Annotated in this window: 19 protein-coding genes and 1 pseudogene; 6 read left to right on the top strand and 14 right to left on the bottom strand. The window is 74.8% G+C overall.

Annotated features, from left to right (window positions below; genetic code table 11):
• Nucleotides 1-331 (bottom strand): Ku protein (locus ACME2J_RS18425; protein ID WP_495546405.1); only part of this gene is annotated, 331 nt, incomplete at its 3' end.
• Nucleotides 332-482: 151 nt separating this feature from the next.
• Between ACME2J_RS18425 and ACME2J_RS18420 the strand changes: the two genes are divergently transcribed.
• On the top strand, nt 483-995 hold the full coding sequence (locus tag ACME2J_RS18420; protein ID WP_495546404.1) for a ferritin-like domain-containing protein: 513 nt from the start codon (nt 483-485) through the stop codon (nt 993-995).
• 40 nt (nt 996-1,035) lie between these two features.
• Here the strand turns inward: ACME2J_RS18420 and ACME2J_RS18415 are convergent, their stop codons facing one another.
• Nucleotides 1,036-1,524, bottom strand: a complete 489-nt coding sequence (locus ACME2J_RS18415) for a DUF6328 family protein (protein ID WP_495546403.1) — start codon at nt 1,522-1,524, stop codon at nt 1,036-1,038.
• 71 nt (nt 1,525-1,595) lie between these two features.
• On the opposite strand from ACME2J_RS18415, the gene ACME2J_RS18410 reads away from it, so the two are divergent.
• Nucleotides 1,596-2,609 (top strand): YihY/virulence factor BrkB family protein, encoded by a 1,014-nt coding sequence (locus ACME2J_RS18410; protein ID WP_495546402.1) that lies wholly within the window; start codon nt 1,596-1,598, stop codon nt 2,607-2,609.
• A gap of 5 nt (nt 2,610-2,614) precedes the next feature.
• Here the strand turns inward: ACME2J_RS18410 and ACME2J_RS18405 are convergent, their stop codons facing one another.
• From ACME2J_RS18405 to ACME2J_RS18390, 4 genes are read right to left on the bottom strand one after another with little or no spacing between them, the layout of a single operon-like run.
• Entirely contained in the window at nt 2,615-6,256 is a 3,642-nt protein-coding gene (locus ACME2J_RS18405; RefSeq protein WP_495546401.1) for a UvrD-helicase domain-containing protein, read from the bottom strand.
• Nucleotides 6,253-9,207 carry a PD-(D/E)XK nuclease family protein gene (locus tag ACME2J_RS18400; RefSeq protein WP_495546400.1) on the bottom strand — a complete coding sequence of 985 codons (2,955 nt, stop codon included), beginning with the start codon at nt 9,205-9,207 and terminating at the stop codon, nt 6,253-6,255. Before ACME2J_RS18400 ends, ACME2J_RS18405 begins: the two co-directional genes overlap by 4 nt.
• Before the next feature lie 58 nt (nt 9,208-9,265).
• Nucleotides 9,266-11,539 carry a DNA topoisomerase 3 gene (locus tag ACME2J_RS18395; protein ID WP_495546399.1) on the bottom strand — a complete coding sequence of 758 codons (2,274 nt, stop codon included), beginning with the start codon at nt 11,537-11,539 and terminating at the stop codon, nt 9,266-9,268.
• A 56-nt stretch (nt 11,540-11,595) separates the two neighbouring features.
• A complete protein-coding gene (locus ACME2J_RS18390; RefSeq protein ID WP_495546398.1) occupies nt 11,596-12,744 on the bottom strand; it encodes a MarP family serine protease in 1,149 nt (382 codons plus the stop codon).
• Nucleotides 12,745-12,920: 176 nt separating this feature from the next.
• On the opposite strand from ACME2J_RS18390, the gene ACME2J_RS18385 reads away from it, so the two are divergent.
• Nucleotides 12,921-14,594: a penicillin-binding transpeptidase domain-containing protein gene (locus tag ACME2J_RS18385; RefSeq protein ID WP_495546397.1), complete on the top strand. Its 1,674-nt coding sequence runs from the start codon at nt 12,921-12,923 to the stop codon at nt 14,592-14,594.
• Between the two features lie 62 nt (nt 14,595-14,656).
• On the opposite strand, the gene ACME2J_RS18380 is transcribed toward ACME2J_RS18385, so the two are convergent.
• The 3 genes from ACME2J_RS18380 to ACME2J_RS18370 all read right to left on the bottom strand — a co-directional run bounded on the left by ACME2J_RS18380 (nt 14,657) and on the right by ACME2J_RS18370 (nt 16,081).
• Complete coding sequence (locus ACME2J_RS18380) at nt 14,657-15,205, bottom strand: hypothetical protein (RefSeq protein ID WP_495546396.1); 549 nt, start codon at nt 15,203-15,205, stop codon at nt 14,657-14,659.
• A 15-nt stretch (nt 15,206-15,220) separates the two neighbouring features.
• Nucleotides 15,221-15,745 (bottom strand): SRPBCC family protein, encoded by a 525-nt coding sequence (locus ACME2J_RS18375; RefSeq protein ID WP_495546395.1) that lies wholly within the window; start codon nt 15,743-15,745, stop codon nt 15,221-15,223.
• Nucleotides 15,746-15,817: 72 nt separating this feature from the next.
• Nucleotides 15,818-16,081 (bottom strand): hypothetical protein, encoded by a 264-nt coding sequence (locus tag ACME2J_RS18370; RefSeq protein ID WP_495546394.1) that lies wholly within the window; start codon nt 16,079-16,081, stop codon nt 15,818-15,820.
• 260 nt (nt 16,082-16,341) lie between these two features.
• Between ACME2J_RS18370 and ACME2J_RS18365 the strand changes: the two genes are divergently transcribed.
• Entirely contained in the window at nt 16,342-16,932 is a 591-nt protein-coding gene (locus ACME2J_RS18365; RefSeq protein WP_495546393.1) for an FHA domain-containing protein, read from the top strand.
• 89 nt (nt 16,933-17,021) lie between these two features.
• Nucleotides 17,022-17,861, top strand: a complete 840-nt coding sequence (locus tag ACME2J_RS18360) for a ParA family protein (RefSeq protein ID WP_495546392.1) — start codon at nt 17,022-17,024, stop codon at nt 17,859-17,861.
• Between the two features lie 69 nt (nt 17,862-17,930).
• Here ACME2J_RS18360 and thrB read toward each other — a convergent pair whose 3' ends face one another.
• From thrB to lysA, 4 genes are read right to left on the bottom strand one after another with little or no spacing between them, the layout of a single operon-like run.
• The gene (thrB, locus tag ACME2J_RS18355) at nt 17,931-18,782 is read right to left on the bottom strand and encodes a homoserine kinase (protein WP_495546391.1); all 852 of its coding nucleotides are present in this window, start codon (nt 18,780-18,782) and stop codon (nt 17,931-17,933) included.
• Between the two features lie 4 nt (nt 18,783-18,786).
• Nucleotides 18,787-19,842: a threonine synthase gene (gene thrC, locus ACME2J_RS18350; RefSeq protein WP_495546390.1), complete on the bottom strand. Its 1,056-nt coding sequence runs from the start codon at nt 19,840-19,842 to the stop codon at nt 18,787-18,789.
• Nucleotides 19,839-21,080, bottom strand: coding sequence for a homoserine dehydrogenase (locus tag ACME2J_RS18345; RefSeq protein ID WP_495546389.1), 1,242 nt, complete (start codon nt 21,078-21,080; stop codon nt 19,839-19,841). Before ACME2J_RS18345 ends, thrC begins: the two co-directional genes overlap by 4 nt.
• Nucleotides 21,070-22,338 carry a diaminopimelate decarboxylase gene (gene lysA, locus ACME2J_RS18340; RefSeq protein WP_495546388.1) on the bottom strand — a complete coding sequence of 423 codons (1,269 nt, stop codon included), beginning with the start codon at nt 22,336-22,338 and terminating at the stop codon, nt 21,070-21,072. Before lysA ends, ACME2J_RS18345 begins: the two co-directional genes overlap by 11 nt.
• A gap of 22 nt (nt 22,339-22,360) precedes the next feature.
• Here lysA and ACME2J_RS18335 point away from each other — a divergent pair, with 22 nt between their 5' ends.
• Nucleotides 22,361-23,092 carry an alpha/beta hydrolase family protein gene (locus ACME2J_RS18335; protein ID WP_495546387.1) on the top strand — a complete coding sequence of 244 codons (732 nt, stop codon included), beginning with the start codon at nt 22,361-22,363 and terminating at the stop codon, nt 23,090-23,092.
• Here the strand turns inward: ACME2J_RS18335 and ACME2J_RS18330 are convergent.
• Nucleotides 23,070-23,399: pseudogene (locus ACME2J_RS18330) on the bottom strand (hypothetical protein); the annotation flags it as partial. The gene ACME2J_RS18335 and the pseudogene ACME2J_RS18330 overlap by 23 nt on opposite strands.

The raw sequence follows: 23,399 nt of genomic DNA, 5'->3' as shown, positions 1-23,399 counted from the left end.
AGGCGGCGTCGTAGAAGACCGGGTCGATCTCGTCGAGCTCGACGAAGTCCTCGATCTCGATGGTGCGCGTCTTCTTCGGCGCGAGCGCCTCGAGCTCGCCGGGCTCGACGACGACGTAGCGGTCGGGCGAGATCTCGTAGCCCTTCACGATCCGGTCGTAGGGCACCTCCTCGCCCGTGCTCGCGCTGACGCGCCGCTGCTGGATCCGCGCGTGGTCCGCGGAGTCGAGCTGGTTGAAGCGGACGGTCCGGGTGCGGACCGCCGGGTACATCTTCACGGGCACGGTGACGAGGCCGAAGCTGATCGCTCCCGTCCAGATCGCGCGGGGCATTCCGGTGTCTTACCCGACGGGCGGCCCGCTGCACCAGCGTGCACGGGGCGTTGCGCCCGTTCGCGCCGGCCGCGGCGCATGCACCGGCGTTTCGCCGCCGAGACGCCCGGGGTATCCGAGGGAGGCCATCCAAGCGACCAGGAGGGACCGAATGGCGACCACGCGAAGCGCGGGGCAGGGGATCCTGTCCGACGAGAAGACGGCCGAGCGCGAGCAGATCATCGAGATGCTCAGGAAGGCCTACTGGATGGAGATCGAGACCGTGATGAGCTACATCGCGAACTCGGTCAATCCCGACGGCGTCCGCGCGCAGGAGATCATCGAGAGCCTCAACGAGGACATCCAGGAGGAGCTGGGGCACGCGCAGCAGTTCGCGGCCCGCATCAAGGAGCTCTACGGCGTCGTCCCCGGGTCGCTCGACTTCTCCGCCGAGCAGACCTACCTGCAGCCGCCCGCCCAGCAGACGGACATCGTCCACGTCATCAAGGGCGTCATCGAGGCCGAGACCGGTGCGATCGAGCACTACAACCGCGTCATCGAGGCCTGCGCCGACGTCGACCCGGTGACCGAGGACATGGTGATCGCGATCCTCCGCGACGAGGAGGGCCACCGCCGGCTCTTCGAGGGCTTCCTGCGGGAGTACGAGGCCGAGGGCCTCGCGTAGGACCGCCCCCTCCCCCGTCGCGCAGAACGCGCGCCCGAGGTCAGGCACCGCCGCCTCGGCGCGCGCGCCCGCGCAGGAGCGCGAGGACGAACCAGAGGCCCATCAGCATCGCGCCGGCCGCGGCGCCGATGGCCACGGGCGCGACGCCGTCGAGCATGACGCTCGCCACGAGGTAGATCGCGGACGTCATCGCGAGCGCGAGGGCGCCGAACCCGGCGATCGCGAGGCGGTTGCCGACCAGGACGAGGTATGGCTTGTCCCTGTGACGGAAGCGAAGCCGATGCGCGGCGGACGGGGCGATGAAGAGGCCCGTCGCGAGCGCCGCCGAGAGCAGCGCGACGAGATAGGCGGCGCGCTCCGCGTCCGAGATGTCCTCGAAGCGCGCCTGGAACGGCACGGCGAGGAGGAACGCGAAGAGCACCTGGACGCCCGGCATCGCGACGCGCGTCTCCTCGAGGAGCTCGCGCAGACGACGCGAATCGCGCTCGTGAGGCGTCTCGCCCTCCGGGCCGTCGAACGGGTCGGCCACTCGCTGCTCCTCTCCTTCTCGCCCCTCGAGGCGATGCTCGGTCCGCGAACTCGTTGGGTACGGGGATACCCGTGAGCGACGACGGCGCATCACGGCGGCCCGCCACCCACGGCACCGGGGCCGATCCCGGCGGACGCGTCGATCCGCGCGCGATCCTCCTGCGCACGCTGCGCACCTACCAGTCGAGCGGCCTCACGGACAACGCGGCGTCGCTCACGTACTTCGCGATGCTCTCGCTCTTCCCCGCGTTCCTCGCCGCGATCTCGATCCTCTCGCTCGTCGGGGAGGCGAGCCTCGCGACCGACGCGGCCGACTACCTCATCGACAACGGCGTCGACGAGGCGACGGCCGAGACGGCACGCGACGCGCTCGAGAGCCTCGTCGAGACGAGCGCCGGGGCGGCGGGCGCGGCCCTCGTCATCTCGTTCCTCATCGCCCTCAACGGAGCGTCCGGGGCGTTCGCGGCGGCCGGTCGCGCGCTCAACGCCGTCCACGGCGTCGAGGAGGACCGCGGCTTCGTCCGGCGCAAGCTGCACGACGTCGGCCTCGCGCTCCTCGTCATCGTGCTCCTCACGGTCACCGTCGCGGCGATGTTCCTCGGCGGCGGCATCGCCGACGAGATCCTCGGCGTGACCCTCGGCCTCGGGAGCGAGGCGCAGACGGCGTTCGGGATCCTGCGGTGGCCCGTCGCGATCCTCTCCGCGATGCTCGCGATCTCGATCGTCTACACGTACGCTCCGGCGACCACGCCGAAGCGATGGCGCTGGATCACGCCGGGCGCCGCCGCCGGCGTGACGATCTGGATCCTCGCGTCCTTCGGCTTCGCCGTCTACGTCCAGAACTTCTCGAGCTACGGGGCCGCGTACGGCGCCTTCGGCGCGGCGATCGTCCTCCTCCTCTGGCTCTACGTGTCGGCCAACGCGTTCCTCCTCGGCGCCGTCCTCAACGTCACCATCGAACGCGCGCGCGCCGCGGGCCGCGGCGGCCCGCCGATGGTCACCCCGCCGCCGAGCCCGGCGCGACCCGCGGGGCCCTCGGCCGCGTCCCCCGCCGACGGCGCCGAGGCGGGCACCAACACGCGCTGAGCCACTCAGAACAGCGACGTCTGGCCCGCCGGAGCGCGAGGAGGCCGTCCCCGCTGGGCGGCCGGGGCGTCCGCCGGCTCCTGCCCCGGCGCAGGTCGGCGCGTCAGCTCGACCGGAACGGGGCAGAGACCGCCGCGCCCGGGGCACCCGCCGCAGATCCGGCGGTCCGGCTCGGCGGCCGGACGGAAGTCCCCCCGCAGGATCCCCGAGGCACGCGTGAGCACCTCGGCGCGGAGCGCGTCGACGTCGGCGGCGGTGCGGCTCGCGACGGCGGGCTCCTCCGGCCGATCGAGGTAGAGGTGGGCGACGTCGACGCGCTCCGCGCCGGCCTCGAGTGCCGCGAGGGCGTACACCGCGCGCTGGACGCCGTAGGCCTCGGCGACGAGAGCGTCGAGGTCGTCGTCGGGGTCCACCCGGTCGGTCTTGTAGTCGACGACGAGCGTCACTCCGCCGGCCTCGTGCGCGACGAGGTCGACGACCCCGACGAGGAGCGGCACCTCCGGGCGATCCGGGTCGAGGGGGACGGCGAAGCCCGCCTCCCGTCGCACGTGCCGCGCGTCGCGCGCCCGCTGCGCGATCGGCGTCCGCAGCGCGCGCGCGACGAGCTGGGCGAGAGCACCGGCCTCGGCGGCCGTCACCTCCACCTCGAGATCCGCGGCGGCCGCACGGACCGCGTCCGCGTCGGGGGGACGGAGCTCGTCGCCGGCGAGCTCGAGGACGCGGTGGACGACGGAGCCCCGGGCGCGCGCGTCGAGGCCCTCCCCGGCGCGGCCCTGGAACGGCCGGTCGCGCTCGGTGAGACCGCGGACGCGCTCGAGGTGGAAGCGGAGCCCGCATCGGGCGTACCGGGCGAGCGACGAGTACGAGAGGTGGTCGACCGGCACGTGGAGGCGGTCGACCACGACGGCGTCCGCGGTCGCCGACGCGAGGACCGGGGCGAGCGCCGCGTCGAGCTGGTCGCGCTCCTCGGTCGCCTCCGTGCCGGCGAGCGCCGGCCGGCCGGCCGGCGGCAGGACCGCGTCGATGGCCCGCCCGTCGATCCACTCGACGTCCGCGCGGATGGCGGCGCCGGGCCTCTCGCCGACGCGGATCGCACCGTCGGCGAGCAGCTCCGCCGGGGGCGTGAGCGAGCCGAGGACGCCCTCCGCGATCCATGCGACCGGCTTCGCCGCATCGAGCTCGCCGTTCGAGCGCCGGCGCGCGCGCCCGGCGAGGACGAGGCGCTCCTCCGCGCGGGTGAGCGCGACGTGGAGGATCCGCCGCTCCTCGGCGACCTCCGCGGCCCTGCGCTCCTCGTCGAGCGCGTCGAAGGCGAAGGCCTTCGCGCTGTCGTCACCGTGACGCGGCACGCGGAGGCCGACGCGATCGCCGTCGACGAGGACGTCGGGCCCCCGGGGTGGAGCCGTCCGCTCGAGGTCGGCGACGACGACGACCGGGAACTCGAGTCCCTTCGCGGCGTGGATCGTCATGAGCCGCACCGCTGCGACGCCGGGGAGCTCGACGGGGGCCTCCGGCTCCCGCCCGCGGGCCTCCGCCTCGGCGCGGGCGCGGTCGATGAACGACCGCAGGTCGCGACCGTGGCTGGTCTCGTGCTCGGCGGCGAGCCGGGTGAGCTTGTGGACGTTCGCGAGCCGCCGCGCGCCGCCGGGAAGCGCGAGGACGTGGGCGTCGTAGCCGGTCTCGGCGACGACCGTCTCGACGAGCTCGTCGAGGCCGAGCCAGGGCAGCGAGGCGCGCGTCGCCCGGAACCGCGCGGTGAACGCCGCGAGCGCACGCCGGGTGTCGTCATCGACGCGATCGGCGAGCGCGCCGCCCTCGCCGTCCCCGTCGGCGGGGAAGGCCCCGTCGAGGAGCCACCACACGTCTCCGGCCGCGACCCGACGGGTGACCGCGGACACGATCGCGAGCCCGTCCGGGCCGACGCCGCCGAGCGGCGACGCGAGCGCCGAGAGGACCGCGTGGCCGTCGCGCGGGTTCGCCAGGGCGGCGAGCCACGCGCAGAGGTCCTGGACCTGCTGACGCAGCCAGAAGCCGCGCCCGCCGGAGGCGAGCGTCGAGAGGCCCTCGAGCTCGAGGGCCCGCTCGTACACCGCCATGTCGGTCGCGGCCCTCAGGAGGACGACGACGTCCTGCGGCGAGTGCTCGCCGCGGTCGACGCCGTCGCGGACGCGCCGCGCGACCGCCCGCGCCTCGAGCGCCGTCGGGACGTCCGTCCCCGCCGGGAGGCCCGCGAGCAGGGCGTCGGTCGCCGCCGTGCCGGCCTCCTCGCCGGTGGCGTCGTCCACGAGCAGCAGGGCGGTCGCCGGGCGGTCGCGATCCCCGTCCTCGGCGCGCCCGGGGACGAACGGGACGTAGCCCTCGTGACCGCGCCCGAGCGCGGCGTCGAGGAAGCGCAGGATCTCCGGCGTCGTGCGCCAGTTCGTCCGCAGGACGCACTCGGTCCCGCGCGCCCGGTGACGGGCCTGCGCCGCGCGGAACACCCGCACGTCGGCGTGCCGGAAGCCGTATATCGACTGGAGGGCGTCGCCGACGACGAAGACGTCCTCGCTGCCCAGCAGCTCGAGGAGCTCGAGCTGCCGCGGGCTCGTGTCCTGGAACTCGTCGACCATCACGCGGCGGAAGCGCTCGGTGAGGGACCGCGCGATCGCGGGATGGTCGCGGAGCAGGTCGCGCGCGACGAGCTCGAGGTCGTCGTAGTCGAGGCTCGCCCGCGACCGCTTCAGCCGCTCGTAGCGCCGGCCGAAGTCGCGCAGGAGCTCGTCGAGGACCGCGTGATGGTCGAGCGCCTCCTCGTCGGCGAGCGCGTCGCCGAGCGCGTCGACGGCGGCGACGTAGCGCTCGGCCTCCGGGGTCTTCAGCGCGCCGGCGCCGCGGTGGAACCGGATCGCGGCGAGATCGGCGTGGGTGGGGACGCCCGCGGAGAGCAGCTCGGCACACGTCCCGAGGGCGTCGCGGGCCGCGAGGACGCGCTTGCCGTCCTTCGCCGTCGCGAGCGAGGCGAGGAGCTCCGCGCGGGCGGCGTCGAGCGCCCCGCAGCAGTCGGCGGGCATCGCGCGCCGGCGCGGAGCCGGAAGGCGGGGCGCCCGCTCGCCCCGGCTGCGCAGCGCGTCGAAGACGTCGTGCACGGCATCGGAGAGCCGGTCGGCGCCCCACGTCGCGACGATCGCGATCCGGACCGGGTCGGCGGCGTCGAGGACCGCGGCGAGCGCAGCGTCGAACGCCTCCTCGCGCAGGACGCGCGTCGTCGTCTCGTCGAGCACCTCGAACGCGGGATCGACGCCGGCCGCCGCGGCGTGGGCGCGGAGGATCCGCGAGCAGAACCCGTGCACGGTCGAGATCCACGCCTGGTCGGTCGCCCGGGCCGCCTCGCGGGCGCCGAGCTCGAGGAGGCGCGTGCGCACCCGGTGCCGGAGCTCGCCCGCCGCCTTGTCGGTGAAGGTGATCGCGAGCAGGGATCCCGGGTCGAGGCCGTCCTCGACGACGGCCCGCGCGAAGCGCTCGGCGAGCACCGCGGTCTTGCCCGAGCCGGCGTTCGCGGCGAGGAGCAGCGGACCCTCGCGCTCGACGACCGCCCGCCGCTGCTCCTCGGTGAACGGGCGTCCTCCGGCGCCGAGAGGACGCCCCTCGCCGTCGGCGAGCGCGCTCACGCCTCGCACCGGCAGATCGACGGGTACGCACAGCCGTCGTCGCGGAAGCCGCACGTCGCGGGCCGGGGCTCGAGCCGGCCGGCGCGGATCTCGTCGACGGCGCGCCGAGCGAGCTCCGCCGCGCCGTCGAGGAGGCGGTCGAACGTCTCGTCGTCGACGACGTCCTTCCCCGCGGCGACGTGCGCCTCGGCGCCCTCCCGCTCGGCTCCCCGCGCTCGGAGGTCCCGCGGGCGCGTCGTCGGCTGGTAGACGGCGCCCGCCGGCTCGACGCCCGCGAGCGCAGGCAGGGCGCGGGCGTACAGCGCCACCTGGATGCGCCCCTGCTCGAGCCAGTCGGCGGCCCCGTGCGCCGTCGCGCCCTTGTAGTCGACGACGACGCCGCGCCGCTCGTCGCGATCGACGTCGACGCGGTCGATGCGCCCGGAGAGCCGGAGCCCCGGGGCGATCTCGACGGCCGGGAGGGCGTCGTCGCGGCCGCCGAACGCGAGCTCGAGATGGGCCGGGCGATAGGTCCATCCGGCGTCGGCGAGGTGGTCGACGAGCGCGAGGAGGTCCGCTTCGACCCGACGGCGCGCGATGCGGTCGCGCTGGGGGTCGGTCGACAGGCGGTGCTCGGGCCCGAGGACCTCCAGCGCCTCGTGGACGAGGCGGCGGGCCTCGTCACGCCGCGCAGGCCCCAGCGGCCCGTCCTCCCGCGCCGCGAGCGCCGCGACGACGTGCTCGAGGACGGCGTGGGTGAGCCGCCCCCGACCGAGCGGCTCGGGCTCCGGCAGGAGGTCGTCGGGCCGCAGGAGGCGCTCGACGAACCAGCGGACCGGGCAGGCCAGCCACGCCTCGAGGCTCGACGCCGACCAGACGTCGCGCGCCGCGAGCTCGGCGAGGACCTCCGGGTCGGTGAGGGGTCCGATCGGCGCGGGCCGCACGGAGGGCGCGGCGGCGACGGCGGCGAGCCGTCGCTCGCGGCGGGTCGCCGTGGGGTCGGACGCGAAGCCCGCCGCGCCGAGCGGCCGCGTGACGACGTCGGCCTCCGCCGCGGCGGGAAGGAGGTCGAGGATCTCGTCGACGAAGGGCGACCGGACCGCGGGGTCCCCCCGGTCGTCAGCGGCGTGCCACGAGAGGGCGAGCAGCCCCTCGGGACGGGAGATCGCCGCGTACAGGAGGTGGCGCTCTCGGCCGGCCGCCTCGTCGGGCCCCGACACCGCGAGGCCGAGACCGCTCGCCGCGTTGATCGCCCGGCGCTCCTGCTCGCCGAGCAGCGAGGCGGGGGCGGCCGCGGCGGGGAACGACCCCTCGACGAGGTCGCACAGGAAGAGCGCCCGGACCCGCCGGGCGCGGAGGGCGAGGGGATCCGCGACGAGGACGCGGTCCGGGGCCGGCGGCTCCCCGATGCCGACGGGCACCTCGGCGAGCGTCCGCGCGAGGCCCTCCGGATCGGGCACCAGCTCGGCGTCGAGCCGCGCGAGCGAGGCGAGGCCGTCGAGCGCGGCGGCGAGCTGGCCGCGGACGCGCGCATCGACGGCATCCGACGGCGACGGCGGGACGTCCGGGTCGCGCGGAGGCCCCGACGCGCGCTGGGCGTCGAGGACCCGGACGAGCCGGGCGCACAGCGCCGCGCCGCCCTCCGCGGCGGCGGAGGCGAGCAGATCGAGCTCGCCCAGGACGAAGCCGGGCGAGGCCGCCTCCCACCGCGCGCGTGCCTCGCCGACGTCGCGGACCCCGTCGCGCAGGAGCTCGGCCTCGAGGGCGTCGACGCGCTCGGTCGCGCGGACGAACCCGGGCGTCCGCAGCCAGGCGAGGAGGTCGGCGGCGGTCCGGTCCGGTGCCGTCGCCGCGCGGAGCAGGCCGACGAGCCCTCGCCCCGCCGCGGTGCGCCCGGCGGGGACGTCGCGTTCGAGCGACACGGCCACGCCGGCCGAGGCGAAGACCCTCTCGAGCGTCGCGGCGACGGTCTCGGGGCGGCGCACGCCGATCGCGATCTCGCCCGCGGGGATCCCGGCGGCGAGGAGACGGCGCACCGTCGCCGCGACGAGCTCGAGCTCCTCGCGCGCGCCGCCCCCTCGCAGGAGGAGCACGCCCGCAGTGGACGACGCGCGCGGCGCGCCCGCGACGAAGAGGTGGCGCTCGAGATGGTGGAGGGTCTCCCGGGCCCCCTCGGCGTAGTGGTCGGGGTCCGCCGGCAGCTCGACCACCGAGCCCTGGGCGAGCGCGCGCAGCCGCGCCGCGGTGTCGTGGCGCCCGTCGAACGCCGATCGCGCAGCGCCCGGCTCCGAGGGCAGCGAGACCGTGACGTCCGCGCCGCACGCGTCGGAGAGCGCGTCGAGCGCGTCGAGCTGCAGCGCCGTGAGATCGTCGAAGCCGTAGAGCGCGACGGGCGTCGCACCCCACCGGCGCGGCTCCGCGCGGAGCGCGTCGAGCGTCGCGGCGGCACGCAGCGCGCCGTCGCGCCGGCCGAAGCGCTCGAGCGTGCGCCGGTACGACCGGTAGGCCGAGGCGAGCGCCGCCGCGAACCCGGCACGGCCGCGGTCCTCCTCGCTCCACCGCGCCAGCGCCTGCGCGACGCGCTGCGGCGTCAGGCCGCGTTCGCCGAGCTCGTCGCAGAGCCCGAGGAAGGCGCGGACGAAGCCGGGGGACTCGGCGATCTCCGTGAGCGGTCCGAGGTCCGCGCGCCGCAGCGCGAGGACGGCGGCACGCTCGCGCGCGAGGCCGCCGAGCGGCTCGCTCCGCACGCCGGCACGGTCCGCCATGACCTGCAGCAGCCGGCCGAACCGCACGACCTCCGCGTCGAAGACGTGCCCGCGCTCGGCGATCTCGCGCCGGTACCGGGCCACGTCGGCGTAGGTCGGGACGACGAGGATCGGCGCCTCCCCCCTCTCGGCCGCCGCGGCGAAGGCGTCGAGGACGAGGCGGGCCTTGCCGGCGTTCGCCGGACCGGTGACGAGGTGCAGTGGCACGAACCCTCAGGGTCGCACCCGCGGATGACGTCCTGACGGCGGGCCCGGGCGGGGGGCGCTACGCCGCGGCGTCGTCGGCCGCACCCGAGGCCGGGGCAGCGACCGCCTGCGCCTCGCCCTCGGCCTCGTCGGCCTCCGGCGGCTTCGCGCCGTCCTTCGCCCAGGGCTCGTCGAACTCGACGCGCCAGCGCCCCTCGTCGTTCTGCATGAGCGCGAGGCGGGCGCGGAAGGAGCGGCCCGAGCGGCCCTTGAAGCCGGTGACGGGCTTCGCCGTGCGCCCGGTCGCGATGAGCTCGCGAGCGACCGCCGCCGGAAGCTGCTTGCCGGCCTTGCCCTTCCAGATGACGAAGCCGCAGCCCGGGTCCTCCCGCGACCAGCACGAGTAGCCCTTGCGGTTCTCGACGATGTCGTGCCCGCAGACCGGGCACGGGCCGAGGTTCGCGCGCGGGATGCGGACGTCCTTGAGCTTCGCGTCGAGCTCGCCGACGGTCGAGCCGGCGAACGTCGCGATGTCGGCCATGAAGGCCTCCCGCGTCTCCTCCCCCGACTCGATCCGCGCGAGACGGTGCTCCCAGTCGCCGGTGAGCTGAGGCGAGGTGAGCGGATGGCCGTCGAGGAGCCGGACGACGTTGAGGCCCTTCTCCGTCGCGACGAGCGACCGGCCGTCGCGCTCGACGTAGCCGACGTCGATGAGCCGCTCGATGATCGCGGCGCGGGTCGCGGGGGTGCCGATCCCGGACTCCTTCATCGCCTCGCGCGCCTCCTCGTCGTCGACGAGCTTGCCGGCGGTCTCCATCGCCCCGAGGAGCGACGCGTCGCTGTAGCGCCGCGGCGGCTTCGTCTCCTTCTCGGCGGCCGCGATCTCCGCGACGTCGGCGCCCTCGCCCTTCTCGAGCTTCGGCAGCGTCTGGTCGCGGCCCTCGTCCTCCTCGGCCGCCGAGCGCTCGCCCTCCGGCAGCTCGCCGTAGACGCCGCGCCAGCCCGGGACGATGAGGACCCGCCCGCGGGTGCGGAAGACGTGCGCGTCCTCACCCGCGGTGACCGTCGTCTCCACGCGCGTGTTCTCGAACACCGCCTCGGGGTGGAAGACCGCGAGGAAGCGCCGCACGACGAGGTCGTAGATCTTGAGGTCGTCGCCGTCGAGCTTCGAGACCTTGTGCTCGGAGTTCGTCGGGATGATCGCGTGGTGGTCGCCGACCTTCTCGTCGTCGACGACGCGGGCGAGCGGGAGGACGTCGAGCCCGGTGACGTACGCCGCCGCCTTCGCGTACTCGTCGCGGATGCCGACGTTCGCGGCCGTCGGCTTGAGCTCCGGGATCATGTCGCTCGTCAGGTAGCGCGAGCTCGTCCGCGGATACGTGAGGACCTTGTGCTCCTCGTAGCAGCGCTGCGCGGCGCCGAGCGTGCGGCGCGCCGAGAAGCCGAACCGGGTGTTCGCATCGCGCTGGAGGGACGTGAGGTCGTAGAGGAGCGGCGCGCGCTCCGTCCGCTTCGTCTTCTCCAGCTTCGTGATCTCGCCGCGCTTGCCGCGCACGGCGTCGACGACGAGCGCGGCCTCCTCCTCGGACGGGATCCGCGGCTTCGCGCCGGCGTGCCAGCGGCCTTCGTACCGGCGACCGTCGTCGGTCGCGAAGGTCGCGTCGACGAGCCAGTACTTCTCGGGGACGAAGGCGCGGATCTCCTCTTCGCGCCGCGCGATGATGGCGAGGGTCGGGGTCTGCACGCGGCCGAGCGAGACGGCCCCGTCGAACGAGGAGCGCAGGCGGATCGTCGCCGCCCGCGTCGCGTTCATCCCGACGATCCAGTCGGCCTCGGAGCGGGACCGGGCCGCTCGCTCGAGCGGCAGGAGCTCGTCGTCGTCGCGCAGGTGGGCGAGCGCGTCGCGCATCGCGTCGTTCGTCATCGACGAGAGCCAGAGGCGCTTCACGGGCTTCTTCGCGCCGGCCTTCTCGTAGAGGTAGCGGAAGATGAGCTCGCCCTCGCGCCCGGCGTCGCAGGCGTTGACGACGAGGTCCACGTCGTCGTCGCGCAGCAGCTTGCGCACGACGCTCATCTGCTTCTGGCTGCGCTCGTCGCGGACGACGAGCTTGAACTTCGACGGCACGATCGGGAGATCGGCCATCCGCCACTTCTTGAACTTGTCGTCGTACTCGTCCGGCTCGGCGAGCTGGACGAGGTGGCCGACCGCCCAGGTGATGACGTGCTCGGGACCCTCGAGCCAGCGGGTCGTCCTCTCCCCCGCCCCCGTGTGCTTCTGGAACGGGCCGGGGAGGACCTTCGCGAGGTCCTGGCCGACCGACGGCTTCTCGGCGATGAGGAGGGTCTTGCCCATGGACGGCGCAGGGTAGCGCGTCGTCCCGTGCGGCCCCGACCGGCTCCGCAGAGTCGTCACCCGGTGCACGGACCGGTGCCGACCGGTCCATCCGCCTCGGCGAGGACGTCCCGCACGACGGCGTTCGGCACGGCGTAGCCGCCGCTGGGCGTCGCGTTCCGCGTCGAGGCGAAGACGGTCCCCATGACGCGCCCGTTCGCGTTGACGACCGGCCCACCCGAGTTCCCCGGGCGCACCGAGCCCCGGAACGAGAGGATCGAGCGCTCGACGGGGCCCGCCCCGTAGGCGTCGGGGCTGAGCACGTCGCTCGTGTCGCCGATGCGGGCGGCGCTCACGTCGTAGGGCCCGTTCGCCGGGAACCCGAGGACCGCCGCGCGGCGGCCGTTCGGCGTCTCGGCGGCGAAGTCGAGCGCGCTGGCGTCGAGGCCGGGGACGCGCAGCACGGCGATGTCGTTGCGGACGTCGAACGCGATCGGCGTCGTGTCGAGCTCCGTCCCCTCGCCGCGGACCTGCACGATCGTGTCGTCCTGCCCCGCGACGACGTGCGCGTTCGTCACGACCACGCCCGGTGCGGCGACCCAGCCGCTGCCGCTCACCCCGAGCCCGCAGGCCGTGCCGAGGACGCGGACGACGCTGGCGGCGGCCTCCTCGACGCCGGGCTCGCTCGCGATCTCCGGCTCCGGCTCGTCGAGGTCCGGGATCGGGGTGTCGAGCTGCGGGAACGGGTCGAACCGCGCGAGCGCGTTGAGGATCGGGCCCGAGGGCGGGAGCGTCGCGTTGAGCTCGCGGAGGATCTTCGACCGCTGGATCTCCTCGCGCAGCTCGCGGGCGCCCGGTGTCTGGAGCGCGACCGCGCCGCCGATCCAGCAGATCCCGAGGGCGACGGCGGCCGTGAGGAGCGCGCCGAGGAGCCCGTCGACGACGGCGAGACCGGGCACGCGGATCATGCGCCGCAGCCTCCACGCGAGGCCCTCGAGGCCGCTCGAGAGGATCGCGCCCCCGAGAAGGGCGCCGGCGAGGCCGAACATCGGCGCGTACGGCGACTCGCTGCCCTCGTCGAGGAGGAACGGGGCGACGCGCGTTCCGAGGAAGGCGCCGCCGATGAACCCGGCGAGGCTGAGCGCGCCGACGACGAACCCCTGCCGCCAGCCGAAGGCGGCGAAGAGCACGGTGATCCCGATGATGATGAGATCGATCGTCGTCACGACGGGCGGGACAGTACCCGCGACGGCACGGGAGGCTGCAGGGCCGAGGTCGGGCGTCGCCTATGCTGACGGCGACGATGAGCTCTCGCCCTCACGGTGGGGGCGGTCGGGCGCGGGGTCCCGGCACGACTCCTCCGAGGTCCAACAGGCGGCCGCGTCGCGCGCTGCGCCGCCGGGTGCTCGTCGTCGCCCTCGCCGGCGCCGGGATCGCAGCATTCGCGTCAGGTGTCGTCGTCGGCTCCGGCTTCGTCCCGGCCGAGATCCGCGTCGCCGAGCGCTTCACGGACGCGTGGGAGGCCGGGGACGTCGGCGCGATGTACGAGGAGCTCTCCGCGGACGCCCGCGAGAGGGTCTCGGCCGAGCGGTTCGCCGAGCTCTACGAGGAGGCGCAGGAGACCGCGACCGTCGTCCGGCTGCGCGCGGGCGAGGCGGTCGAGCGGGGCTCCGGGACCGTCGAGGTCCCCGTCGCCATCGCGACGCGGATCTTCGGCACGATCCGGGAGCCGCTGGTCCTCACGATCACCGAGGGCGACGAGCCCGGGGTCGACTGGCGCCGGCACCTCGTCCTCCCGGGGATGCGACCCGGGGAGGAGCTGTCGCGGACGACGAGGCTGCCTCCCCGCGCCGACCTCCTCGCGCGTGACAACACCCCGCTCGCCGAGGGCTCCGACCGCAGCTCACCGGTCCCCGAGGTCGCGGCGCAGATCGTCGGAAGCCTCGGCCCTGCCCCCTCCGAGCGCGCCGATGAGCTGCGCCGGCGCGGCGTCCCCGCCGACGCCGAGGTCGGTCTCACCGGGCTCGAGCGGGCGCTCGACGAGCGCCTCACCGGCACCCCGGGAGGGACGTTGAAGTCCGGCGATCGCGTCCTCGCCGGCGCCGACCCGGTCCCCGCCGACCCGGTGCGCACGACGATCTCCGTGGAGATCGAGCGCGAGGCGGCCGCGCAGCTCGGCGGCCGCCTCGGCGGGATCGCCGTCGTCGCGCCGCGCACCGGCGAGGTGCTCGCGCTTGCCGGCATCGCGTTCTCCGGTCTGCAGCCGCCCGGCTCGACGATGAAGATCATCACCCTCGCCGGCGGCCTCGAGGCGGGTCTCACCGAGCCGGGGAAGACCTATCCGGTCGAGACCGAGGCCGTCCTCGAGGGCGTCTCGCTCGAGAACGCCAACGGCGAGACCTGCGGAGGGACGCTCGAGAACTCGTTCGCCCACTCCTGCAACTCCGTCTTCGCGCCGATGGGCGCCGATCTCGGCGCGGAGCGGCTCGTCGACGTCGCCGAGAGGTTCGGCTTCAACGAGGATCCGGGGATCCCCGGCGCCGCGACGCCGACGATCCCGCCCGCGGACGAGATCGGCGACGACCTCGCGGTCGGCTCGTCCGCGATCGGACAGGGACGCGTGCAGGCGACCGCGCTCACGATGGCCGAGGTCGCGGCGACGATCGCGCTCGACGGCCGCCGGCCGGAGCTGCGCCTCGTCTACGACCCGCGGGAGCGCCCGGCGCCGACGACGCGCGCCACGTCCGCCGACGTCGCCGAGACGGTCGGCCGGTACATGGTGTCCGTCGTCCGGGACGGGACCGGCACGCTCGCGGCGATCCCCGGCGTCGAGGTCGCCGGGAAGACCGGGACCGCCGAGCTCGAGACGACGCGGCGCTGCGAGACGGCCGAGGACAACAACGAGACCTGCGTCGAGGAGTCCGACGAGTCGGACACCGACGCGTGGTTCGCCTCGTTCGCCCCGGCCGCCGACCCCGAGGTCGCGGTCGGCGTCATGCTCGTGCGGTCGGGGTCGGGCGGCGACTACGCCGCACCCGCCGCGCGCGAGGTGATGAAGACGGCGCTCGGACGCTGAGATCGCACGTCCCGCCGGATCGCGCCGCCCCTCTCGGGGCCGCGCGGACCGCGGGTCGAGGCTCAGACGTCGAGGTCGACGACGGCGGTCTCGCTCGAGTCCGTCGGGTTCTCGATGATGAGCTCGAGCGGGCGGTTCTCGAGCGAGGCGCGGTCGACCTTGAAGAGGAGGAGCCCGCCGTTCGTCGTGCTCGTCGCGGCCGCGCTGTCGGGGACCGGGATCTCGCCCTCGGGCTCGAGCCGGCGCGGCTCGTAGGCGAACGGGGTGTCGAGCTCGACCGGGAAGTACTCCTCGCCGGTCGTGTCCTCGACGACGAAGTCGTCGGCGGCCTGGCGGGGCTCGTCGCCGTCGTTCTTCACCCGCAGGAAGACCGCGAACCACTCCTCGTCCGGGCCGAGCTGGCGCTGCGCGGCCGGGACGCCCTCGAGGTAGGCCTCGTCCTCGACGTCGGCGGCGTTGAGGGCGCGCGAGATCTGCACCTGGTAGGTGAGCCCGCCCGTGTTCACCTGGATGCCCTCGGTCTCGGCGAGGGTGACCTCCTCGTGGTCGTCGCAGGCGGCGAGCGCGAGCGGAGCGGTGAGCAGGGCGGCGAGGATCAGCAGTCGGCGCATCATCGGCGCGGCAGTCTACAGCCGGAAGTTCGATGCGGGCTTCCGCGCGCCACCGCTCACGGTCGCGCGCGCGCCACGGTCGCGATCCTCCTCGAGGATCGTCCGCAGGCGGCGCATCGCCTTCTTCACCCCGCGGGAGAGGAACCGCTTCCCGAAGAGGGCCTCGAGGAGCCGGTCGGACGGCAGCTTCGGCTCCGTCTCGAGCGTGAACGTGACGCGCGTGGAGTCGTGCGCGGCGGGCTCGAGCTCGTAGACGCCGACCATCCGGTTGCGGTTGTACTTCCCCACCCGGCCGGCCTCGACGATGCGGTGGGGCTCCTCGACCTCGACGAAGGTGACGTCGGCCCACGGGAAGCGGTTGCGCTTCTGCTTGAGGCGGAACCGCGCCCCGGCGCCGCGGCCGATGGTGTCCTCGCGGGTGAGGTGCCAGTCCGCGAGGTAGTGGTCGCTGAACTCGGCGTGGTTCGCGATGTCGACGAGGTAGTCGAAGACCTCGTCGATCGGGCGCGAGATGACCGTGCTGACGGAGACGGGCTGCACGCGCGCGCAGTCTAGTGGCGGCCCCGCGGCGGCGGCGCCCCGCCCCGGGAGCGGCGCGCCGGGGATCCGGTCTCAGATCGCCCGCGCCCGCAGGCGCACGGCGTGTCCGCGCTCGCTGTGGAGGACCGTGTCCGTGCGCTCGGGGTCCGATCCGCGCGCGGGCCGGCAGAGCGCGCAGACGACCCGTGCGCCGTAGTGGTGGACCTCCTCGCCGACGAGCGGGGTCCGGCCGCAGTCCGCGCAGGTGTCGCGACCGGCCGCGAGCCGGCGGACCCCTTTGCGGAGCAGCTCGCGCTCGAGGTCGTCTTCGGAGAGGCCGAGGAGCGGACGCAGCATGATCCGCGTTTCGGCGGGGTCGGCCGGCCTCCTTCCCGCTGAAGGACGACGTGCAAGGAGCGCGACGGACCGGAGGATTGACCGCGACCCGTGCAGGGAATGATGCGCGCACGGTAGAGTCAGCTGGATCAGCTGCAGACCCCGAGGGGTCTTTAGGGGGTCCACAGGTTCGCTGCATAGGGTCTCGTCCACCGCGCGTAGGCGGTCGGCAGAGGCGCTCGCCCATCCCCCAAGTCCCCATTCCGTCTCGAGGGAGAGCCATGGAAAAGCTCACAGCAGGCACCATCGCCGCCAGCGGCACGTTCCGATGCGAGGAGTGCGGAACCGTCGGTCCGCTCGCACGGACCGCCGATGTCCCCGCCTGCCCCCAGTGCGGGAGCACCCAGGTCGCCCGCACCTCCCTCTTCGGCACGGGCGGTCGCGCCGGCGCGACCGGCGACGAGACCGTGCACGGGGGCGTCGCGCTCCCCGACCCCGCCGAGATCGTCCAGGCCGCCCGCGACGCCGCGCCGGCCGCGGGCACCTACCTCGCCTACCTCGATGGTGCCGAGCTGCAGATCCTCTCCCTCGACGACGAGCAGGTCCGCATCGGCCGCAGCCTCTCCGCGGACGTCCGCTTCGACGACCCGACGGTGTCGCGCCGCCACGCGCTCATCGTGCCCCAGGAGGAGGGGATGCGGATCGTCGACGACCGCAGCCTCAACGGCATCTTCGTCAACGGCGAGCGCGTCGAGTGGCGGACGCTGCGCGACGGCGACGAGATCGTCATCGGCCGCTACACGCTCCACTTCCTCGTCACGACGCAGGCCGGCGCCACTCCCGTGACGCCGGGCGGCAGCGCCGACGCCTGAGCCGCCATCGGCGCCCGCGTCCCGCCGGGAGGCGGGAGGCGGCGCCTCCCGGCAGGGGACGAGCGCGCGGCTCGGGTCATACTGCCCCCGTGGCTCAGAAGATCGCGATGCTCTCCCAGAAGGGCGGGACGGGGAAGACGACCGCCGTCCGCACCCTCTCGGACGTCCTCCAGCGCTCCGGCCTGCGCGTCCTCGCCGTCGACCTCGATCCGCAGGGCAACCTCTCGGACTACTTCGACATCGACCCCGAGGCCTCCCCGACGATCGGCGACGTCCTCGCCGGCCGGGCGAAGGCGGCGGAGGCGGTCCACCCCTCCCCCGTGCAGGGCGATCCCGAGGGCCCGGCGATCCAGGTCATCCCCGCGAACCTCTCGCTCGCCGAGGCGGAGCTCCTCCTCGCCGGCAAGATGGGCCGCGAGCTCACCCTCCGCAAGGCCCTCGCGTCGATCGACGACATCGCCGACGTCGTGCTCGTCGACTGCCCGCCGGCGCTCGGCCTCCTCACGGTGAACGCGCTCGTCGCCGCCGATCACGCCCTCCTCAGCTCGGAGGCGCAGTACTTCGCCCTGCAGGGCGTCGAGCAGGCGCTCGAGGTCATCGAGCTCGCCCGCGACGGCCTCAACCCCGAGCTCGACTGGCTCGGCGTCTTCTTCAACATCGCCGACATGCGGACCGTCCACTCGCGGGACGCCTACGCGTCGCTGAAGGAGCACGTCGGCGACAAGCTCTTCGAGACGACGATCCGCCAGTCGATCGCCTACGCGAACTCGGCGGAGTCGGCGATGTCGATCGTCGACCAGCGGCCCGACCTGGGCGCCGACTACGTCCGGCTCGCCGACGAGCTCCTCCGGCGACTCGGCCTCACCGCGGCCCGCCGGAAGCTGAAGCCGCTCCTCGACGCCGCACCGCCCGCCCCCGAGCGGAGCTGACCCGCCCCGCACCGGGGCCGAACCGGATTCCTGCGGCGTCATGGCGCCGCAGGAATCCGGTTCGGCGGGTCAGAGCTGCTCGACGCGGGCGCCCATCGACTCGAAGGGGACGCGCATGACGTCGGCCCAGCCCTCCGTCCGGGGACGGAGCGCGTCCAGCACGTTGCCCGTCTGCATGTAGTGGCACCAGAGGAGCACCGTCGGACCGGCGCCGGAGACCGTCGCGCCGAGGGCTCCGAGCTCCCGGGCCCGGCCGAGGAGATCGGCGGACCGCGGGAAGAGATGGGCCCTGCGGTCCTGGTGGAGCCGGTCGGCGAGGCCGCGGGCGAGGAGGTCGAAGTCCCCGCGGGCGAGGCCGACGGCGAGGAGGGCGGCGTGGGCGACGTTGAAGACCGCGTCGGCCATCGGCACCTCGGCCGGCAGCGCCGCGCGCGCCTCCGCCGTCCGCACCGCGTCGTGCGGGACGACGAGCACGCCCTCGAGCCCCGTCGGGACCTCGAGCCGGGTCGCCTCGTCGTCGGCGCACACGACGAAGCCGCCGTGGAAGGCGGCCGCCACGTTGTCCGGATGGCCCTCGAGCTCCGTCCCGAGCGCGACGAGGTCGACGTCCAGCTCGAAGAGGTGGTCGGCGGCCATGAGGCCCGCGAGGAACGCCGCGGCGCTCGAGCCGAGCCCGCCGGAGAGCGGGACGGTCGACCGGATGCGGAACGTGAAGTCGTCGGCGGGCGCGAGACGCTCGAACCCGCGGACGACGAGGTTGCGCCGGTCGCGTGCGATGTCGAGGTCCGTCTCGACCGCGAAGCGGCCGGTCTCGGCGACCTCGACCTCGACGTGGAGCGAGAGCGCGGCGGCGAACGTGTCGAAGCCCGGCCCGAGGTTCGCGCTCGAGGCGGGGACGCGGACGACGCGGCGGCGGTCCATCGCGTCAGCCGAGGACGGCGGCTTCGACCGCTGCGAGATCCGGCTCGCAGGGCACGACGCCCGTCGCCTGGTCGAGCGCGGTCTGCGGGTCCTTGAGCCCGTGCCCCGTGAGGACGCACACGACGCGCTTGGCGTCGCCCGCGCCGTGGACGAGGAGGCCGGCGACGGAGGCCGCGCTCGCCGGCTCGCAGAAGACGCCCTCGTTCGCCGCGAGGAAGCGGTAGGCGTCGAGGATCTCCTCGTCGGTGACGGCGGCGATGCGGCCGTGCGAGGTCGTCATCGCGTCCATCGCCTCCTCCCAGCGCGCCGGGTTGCCGATCCGGATCGCGCTCGCGACCGTCTCGGGCTTCTCGACCGGCGCCCCCTCGACGAGGGGTGCCGCGCCGGCGGCCTGGAAGCCGTACATGCGCGGGGAGCGCCCCGCCTCCTGGAAGCCCTTCCAGTACGCGGTGATGTTCCCCGCGTTGCCGACCGGGATGCAGAGCGCGTCGAGTGGATACTCGTCCCCGAGCTCCTCGACGATCTCGAACGACGCCGTCTTCTGGCCCTCGATCCGGTACTCGTTGACCGAGTTGACGAGCGCGATCGGATGCTCCTCGACGACCCGGCGGACGAGCTCCAGGGCCGTGTCGAAGTTGCCGCGCAGGGCGATGACGCGCGCGCCGTGCATGAGGGCCTGGGCGAGCTTGCCGGTCGCGATCTTCCCCTCGGGCACGATGACGGCCGGCCGCAGCCCGGCACGCGAGGCGTACGCCGCGGCGCTCGCCGCGGTGTTCCCGGTCGAGGCGCAGATGACGGCCTCCGCCCCCTCGCGCTTCGCCGCCGTGACCGCGCAGCACATCCCGCGGTCCTTGAAGGACCCGGTCGGGTTCGCCCCCTCGATCTTGAGGAAGACCTCGGCGCCGACCCGCTCGCTCACCCGCTCGGCGAGGACGAGCGGCGTCGAGCCCTCCTGCAGGGACACGATCGGGTCGGTGGCCTCGAACGGGAGGCGGTCGAGGAAGCGGTGGATGAGGCCGGGATGGCCGTGCCCGCCGAGCCGGGCGCACGGGGCGGTCATGAGAGGAACTCCTCGGCGAGGACGCGGATCGCGCGCGGGGGCGCCGTGACGAAGTCGAGCCGCGCGATGAGGTCGACGGCGGCGAAGAACGAGTCCTCGGCGATCGGGTGCGTCACCATGACGAGGCGCGCGCTCTGCCCCAGGCCGCGCTGGACGACGCTGCGGACCGAGGCGCCTTGCAGGCCGAGGAGCTGCGCGATCTGCGCGAGGACGCCGGGGCGGTCCTCGACCTCGATGTGGAGGTAGAAGGCCGAGACGACGTCGGGGACGACCGGCAGGTCGCGGACGGGCGGCGCGACCGGGACCGGTCGCGGGATCATCGCGCTCACGACGTCTCCGAGGACCGCGCTCGCCGTCTGCGGGCCTCCCGCCCCCGGACCGGACATCGTGATCTCGGTGATCGCCTCGCTCTCGACCGTCACCGCGTTGAACGGGCCGTCGACGGCGGCGAGGGGGTGCGCGCCGTAGAGGAACGCGGGATGGACGCGGACGCTGATGCCGTCGCCGACGCGCTCGGCGGTCCCGATGAGCTTGAGCGAGAGCCCGAGCTCGCGGGCGTACTCCATGTCGTCGGCGGTGAGGTGCTCGATCCCCTCGTAGCCGACCTCGTCGAGCCCCACCGGCGCCCCGAACGCGAGTCGCGCGAGGATCGCCATCTTCGCCGCGGCGTCCTTGCCGGTGACGTCGTCGGTCGGGTCGGCCTCCGCGTACCCGAGGCGCTGGGCCTCGGCGAGGGCGTCGGCGTACGAGGCGCCCGTCGCGGCCATCTGCGTGAGGATGTAGTTCGTCGTCCCGTTGACGATCCCGTGGAGGCGGTCGACGTGCGCTCCCGCCAGCGACTCCTGCAGGACCCGGATGACGGGGACGACGCCCGCGACCGCCGCCTCGAAGCGGAACTGCGCGCCGCTCTCGGAGGCGGCCGCGTAGAGCTCCTCGCCGTGCTGGGCGACGAGCTGCTTGTTCGCGGTGACGACGTGCGTGCCCGCGCGGAGCGCCCGCAGGACGAGGTCGCGCGCCGGATCGATGCCGCCGATGAGCTCGACGAGGAGGTCGCACTCGCCGAGGATGGCGTCGGCGTCGCCGCGCGACCGGGTGAGGATGCCGCTGATCTCCGGGCGCCGGCCGGTGAGCGCCGCGATCTCCTCGGCGCGCGTGGGCAGCAGCTCGGCGAAGGCGCCGCCGACGGTGCCGTGGCCGAGGAGGCCGATGCGGAAAGGTGTCGGGCTCTCAGACGTCACGGGCGAAGAGGTCCTCGTAGGTCTCGCGGCGCACGACGACGCGGGCGTCCCCGTCCTGGACGAAGACGACCGGGGGTCGCAGCGCGCCGTTGTAGTTGCTCGCCATCGCGTGACCGTACGCGCCGGTCGCGGGCGTCGCGATGACGTCGCCCGGGCGCGGCTCCGGCAGCGCGGCCTCCGCGACGACGACGTCGCTGCTCTCGCAGTGCTTGCCGGTGATCCGGCACGGCTCGCCCGCGGCTGCGACGCGGTCGGCGACGACGGCCTCGTAGCGGGCGCCGTAGAGCATCGGCCGCAGGTTGTCGGACATCCCGCCGTCGACCGCGACCCACGTCCGCACGTTGCGCTTCACGGTCTCGACCGTGTACAGCGTGACGCCGGCGTTCGCGACGAGCGCGCGGCCCGGCTCGTCGGCGATGCGCTTCCCGGGGCCGATGAGCTCGTCGACCGCGCGCACCTTCGCCTCGACGTACTCCTCGATCGTCGGCGGCCGGTCCTCGGCCGTGTACGCGACGCCGAGCCCCCCGCCGAGGTTGTAGGTGCGGAAGTCCCCGAGCGGCGCGAGCGCGGCGACGGCGCGGCGGAACGGCTCGAGCTCGAGGAGCTGCGACCCGATGTGGACGTGGAGGCCCTCGACGACGAGGTGCGGGCTCGCCTCCGCCCGCGCGATCGCCTCGCGCGCGGCGCCCGGCGAGAGGCCGAACTTCGAATCGGCCTGGCCCGTGGAGATGCCGCTGTGCGTCTCGCCGGCGACGTCGGGCGTCACCCGCACGAGGACCGTCTGCGGCCCCCGGCCGTCCTCGGCGACGAGGCGCTCGATGCGCTCGAGGTCGTCGATCGAGTCGATGACGAAGGTCCCGACCCCCGACTCGCGGGCGGAGCGGATCTCGGCCTCGCTCTTCGCGTTGCCGTGGAGCGTGATGCGGGCCGGCTCGAAGCCGCCGCGCAGCGCGAGCGCGAGCTCACCGCCACCGGCGACGTCGCACCCGATCCCCTCCGCGGCGAGGAGTCGGTAGACCGCGGTGCACGGGAAGGCCTTCGACGCGAACGAGACCTCGAAGTCGCGGGTCCGCGCCCGGAAGGCCTCGACGAACGCCCGTGCGCGCGCCCGGACGTCGTCGACGACGACGACGTAGGCGGGCGTCCCGAACTCGCGTGCGAGCGCGTCGGCGTCGCAGCCGCCGAGCACGAGCCGGCCGTGCGCGTCGACGACGGTGCCCAGCGGCCACGCGTGCGAGAGCTGTTGCGCGGCGGCCATCGGCGGCGGATCATGCCACGCGATGCGCATCGCGAGCGTCCGACCACCCGATGAGGAGGGCTCGACCGACGGGCTCGCCTGGAGCCTCTTCCTCCCGGACCGCCCGCCGAGCGGCGGGGTGGTCGTCCTCCACGGGGCGGATTCGCGCAAGGAGTCGCACCACGGCTTCGGCCGCGCGTGCCGCGAAGCGGGTCTCGCCGCGCTCTGCGCCGACCTCCGGGGTCACGGGGCGAGCGACGGGCCGATGGACGGCCGGATGGTCGACGACGTCGTCGTCCTCGCGGGCGCTCTCCGCGCAGAGCTCGAGTCCGCCGGCGCGCCGGACGCGCCGATCGCGCTGCGGGGCTCGAGCATGGGCGGCTACCTCGCCATCGTCGCCGCCGAGGAGGCGGGCGCGACGGCCGTCGTCGCGATCTGCCCGGCGACGCAGGACGGGCTGCGCCGGGGGCTCGACGGCGGCCGGTTCGACTTCCCGGCCGACGTCGCCGCCGTCACCGGCGTCCTCGGCGCCCACTCGCCCCTCGACGCGGTCGCGCGGCTGCCCGGGGGCGGAGCGCCGCTCCTCCTCCTCCACGCCGAGGCCGACGAGCAGGTGCCCGTCGAGCACTCGCGGGCCCTCCACGCCGCCGCGCCCGGCTCGCGTCTCGTCGTGGCCCCGGGCGGGCACCACCGCTCGGTGCAGCACGACGACGAGCTCGAGGGCGTCTCGGTGCGCTTCCTCTCCCGCGCGCTCAGGGCTGCGCGGTCGGGCTGACCCCGCGGAGCGCCGCTCCGAGCGCCCGCCCCGCCGACTCCGCTCCCTGCGCCACGCCCGTGCCGGTCTCCGAGACGGGATCGGCGAGCGCGGGGCTCACGGTCCCGCCGCCGTCGGCGGCACCGGCGGCGAGATCCGCGAGGCCTCCGGCGAGCGTCTCGGAGCCGTCCTCGACGACCTCCGCGAGGGCGGGGTCACCGGCGGCTCCCGCGGAGGCGGCGCCGCCTCCCGTCCCGGGAGCCGCGGCCTCCGGCTCCGCCGGCTCCCGCCCGGGAGACGGCGGGCCCGGACGCCAGTCACGCCGTCT

This window comes from Paraconexibacter sp. (genome assembly GCF_059438195.1).
This window is presented reverse-complemented; position numbering and strand designations above follow the sequence as displayed.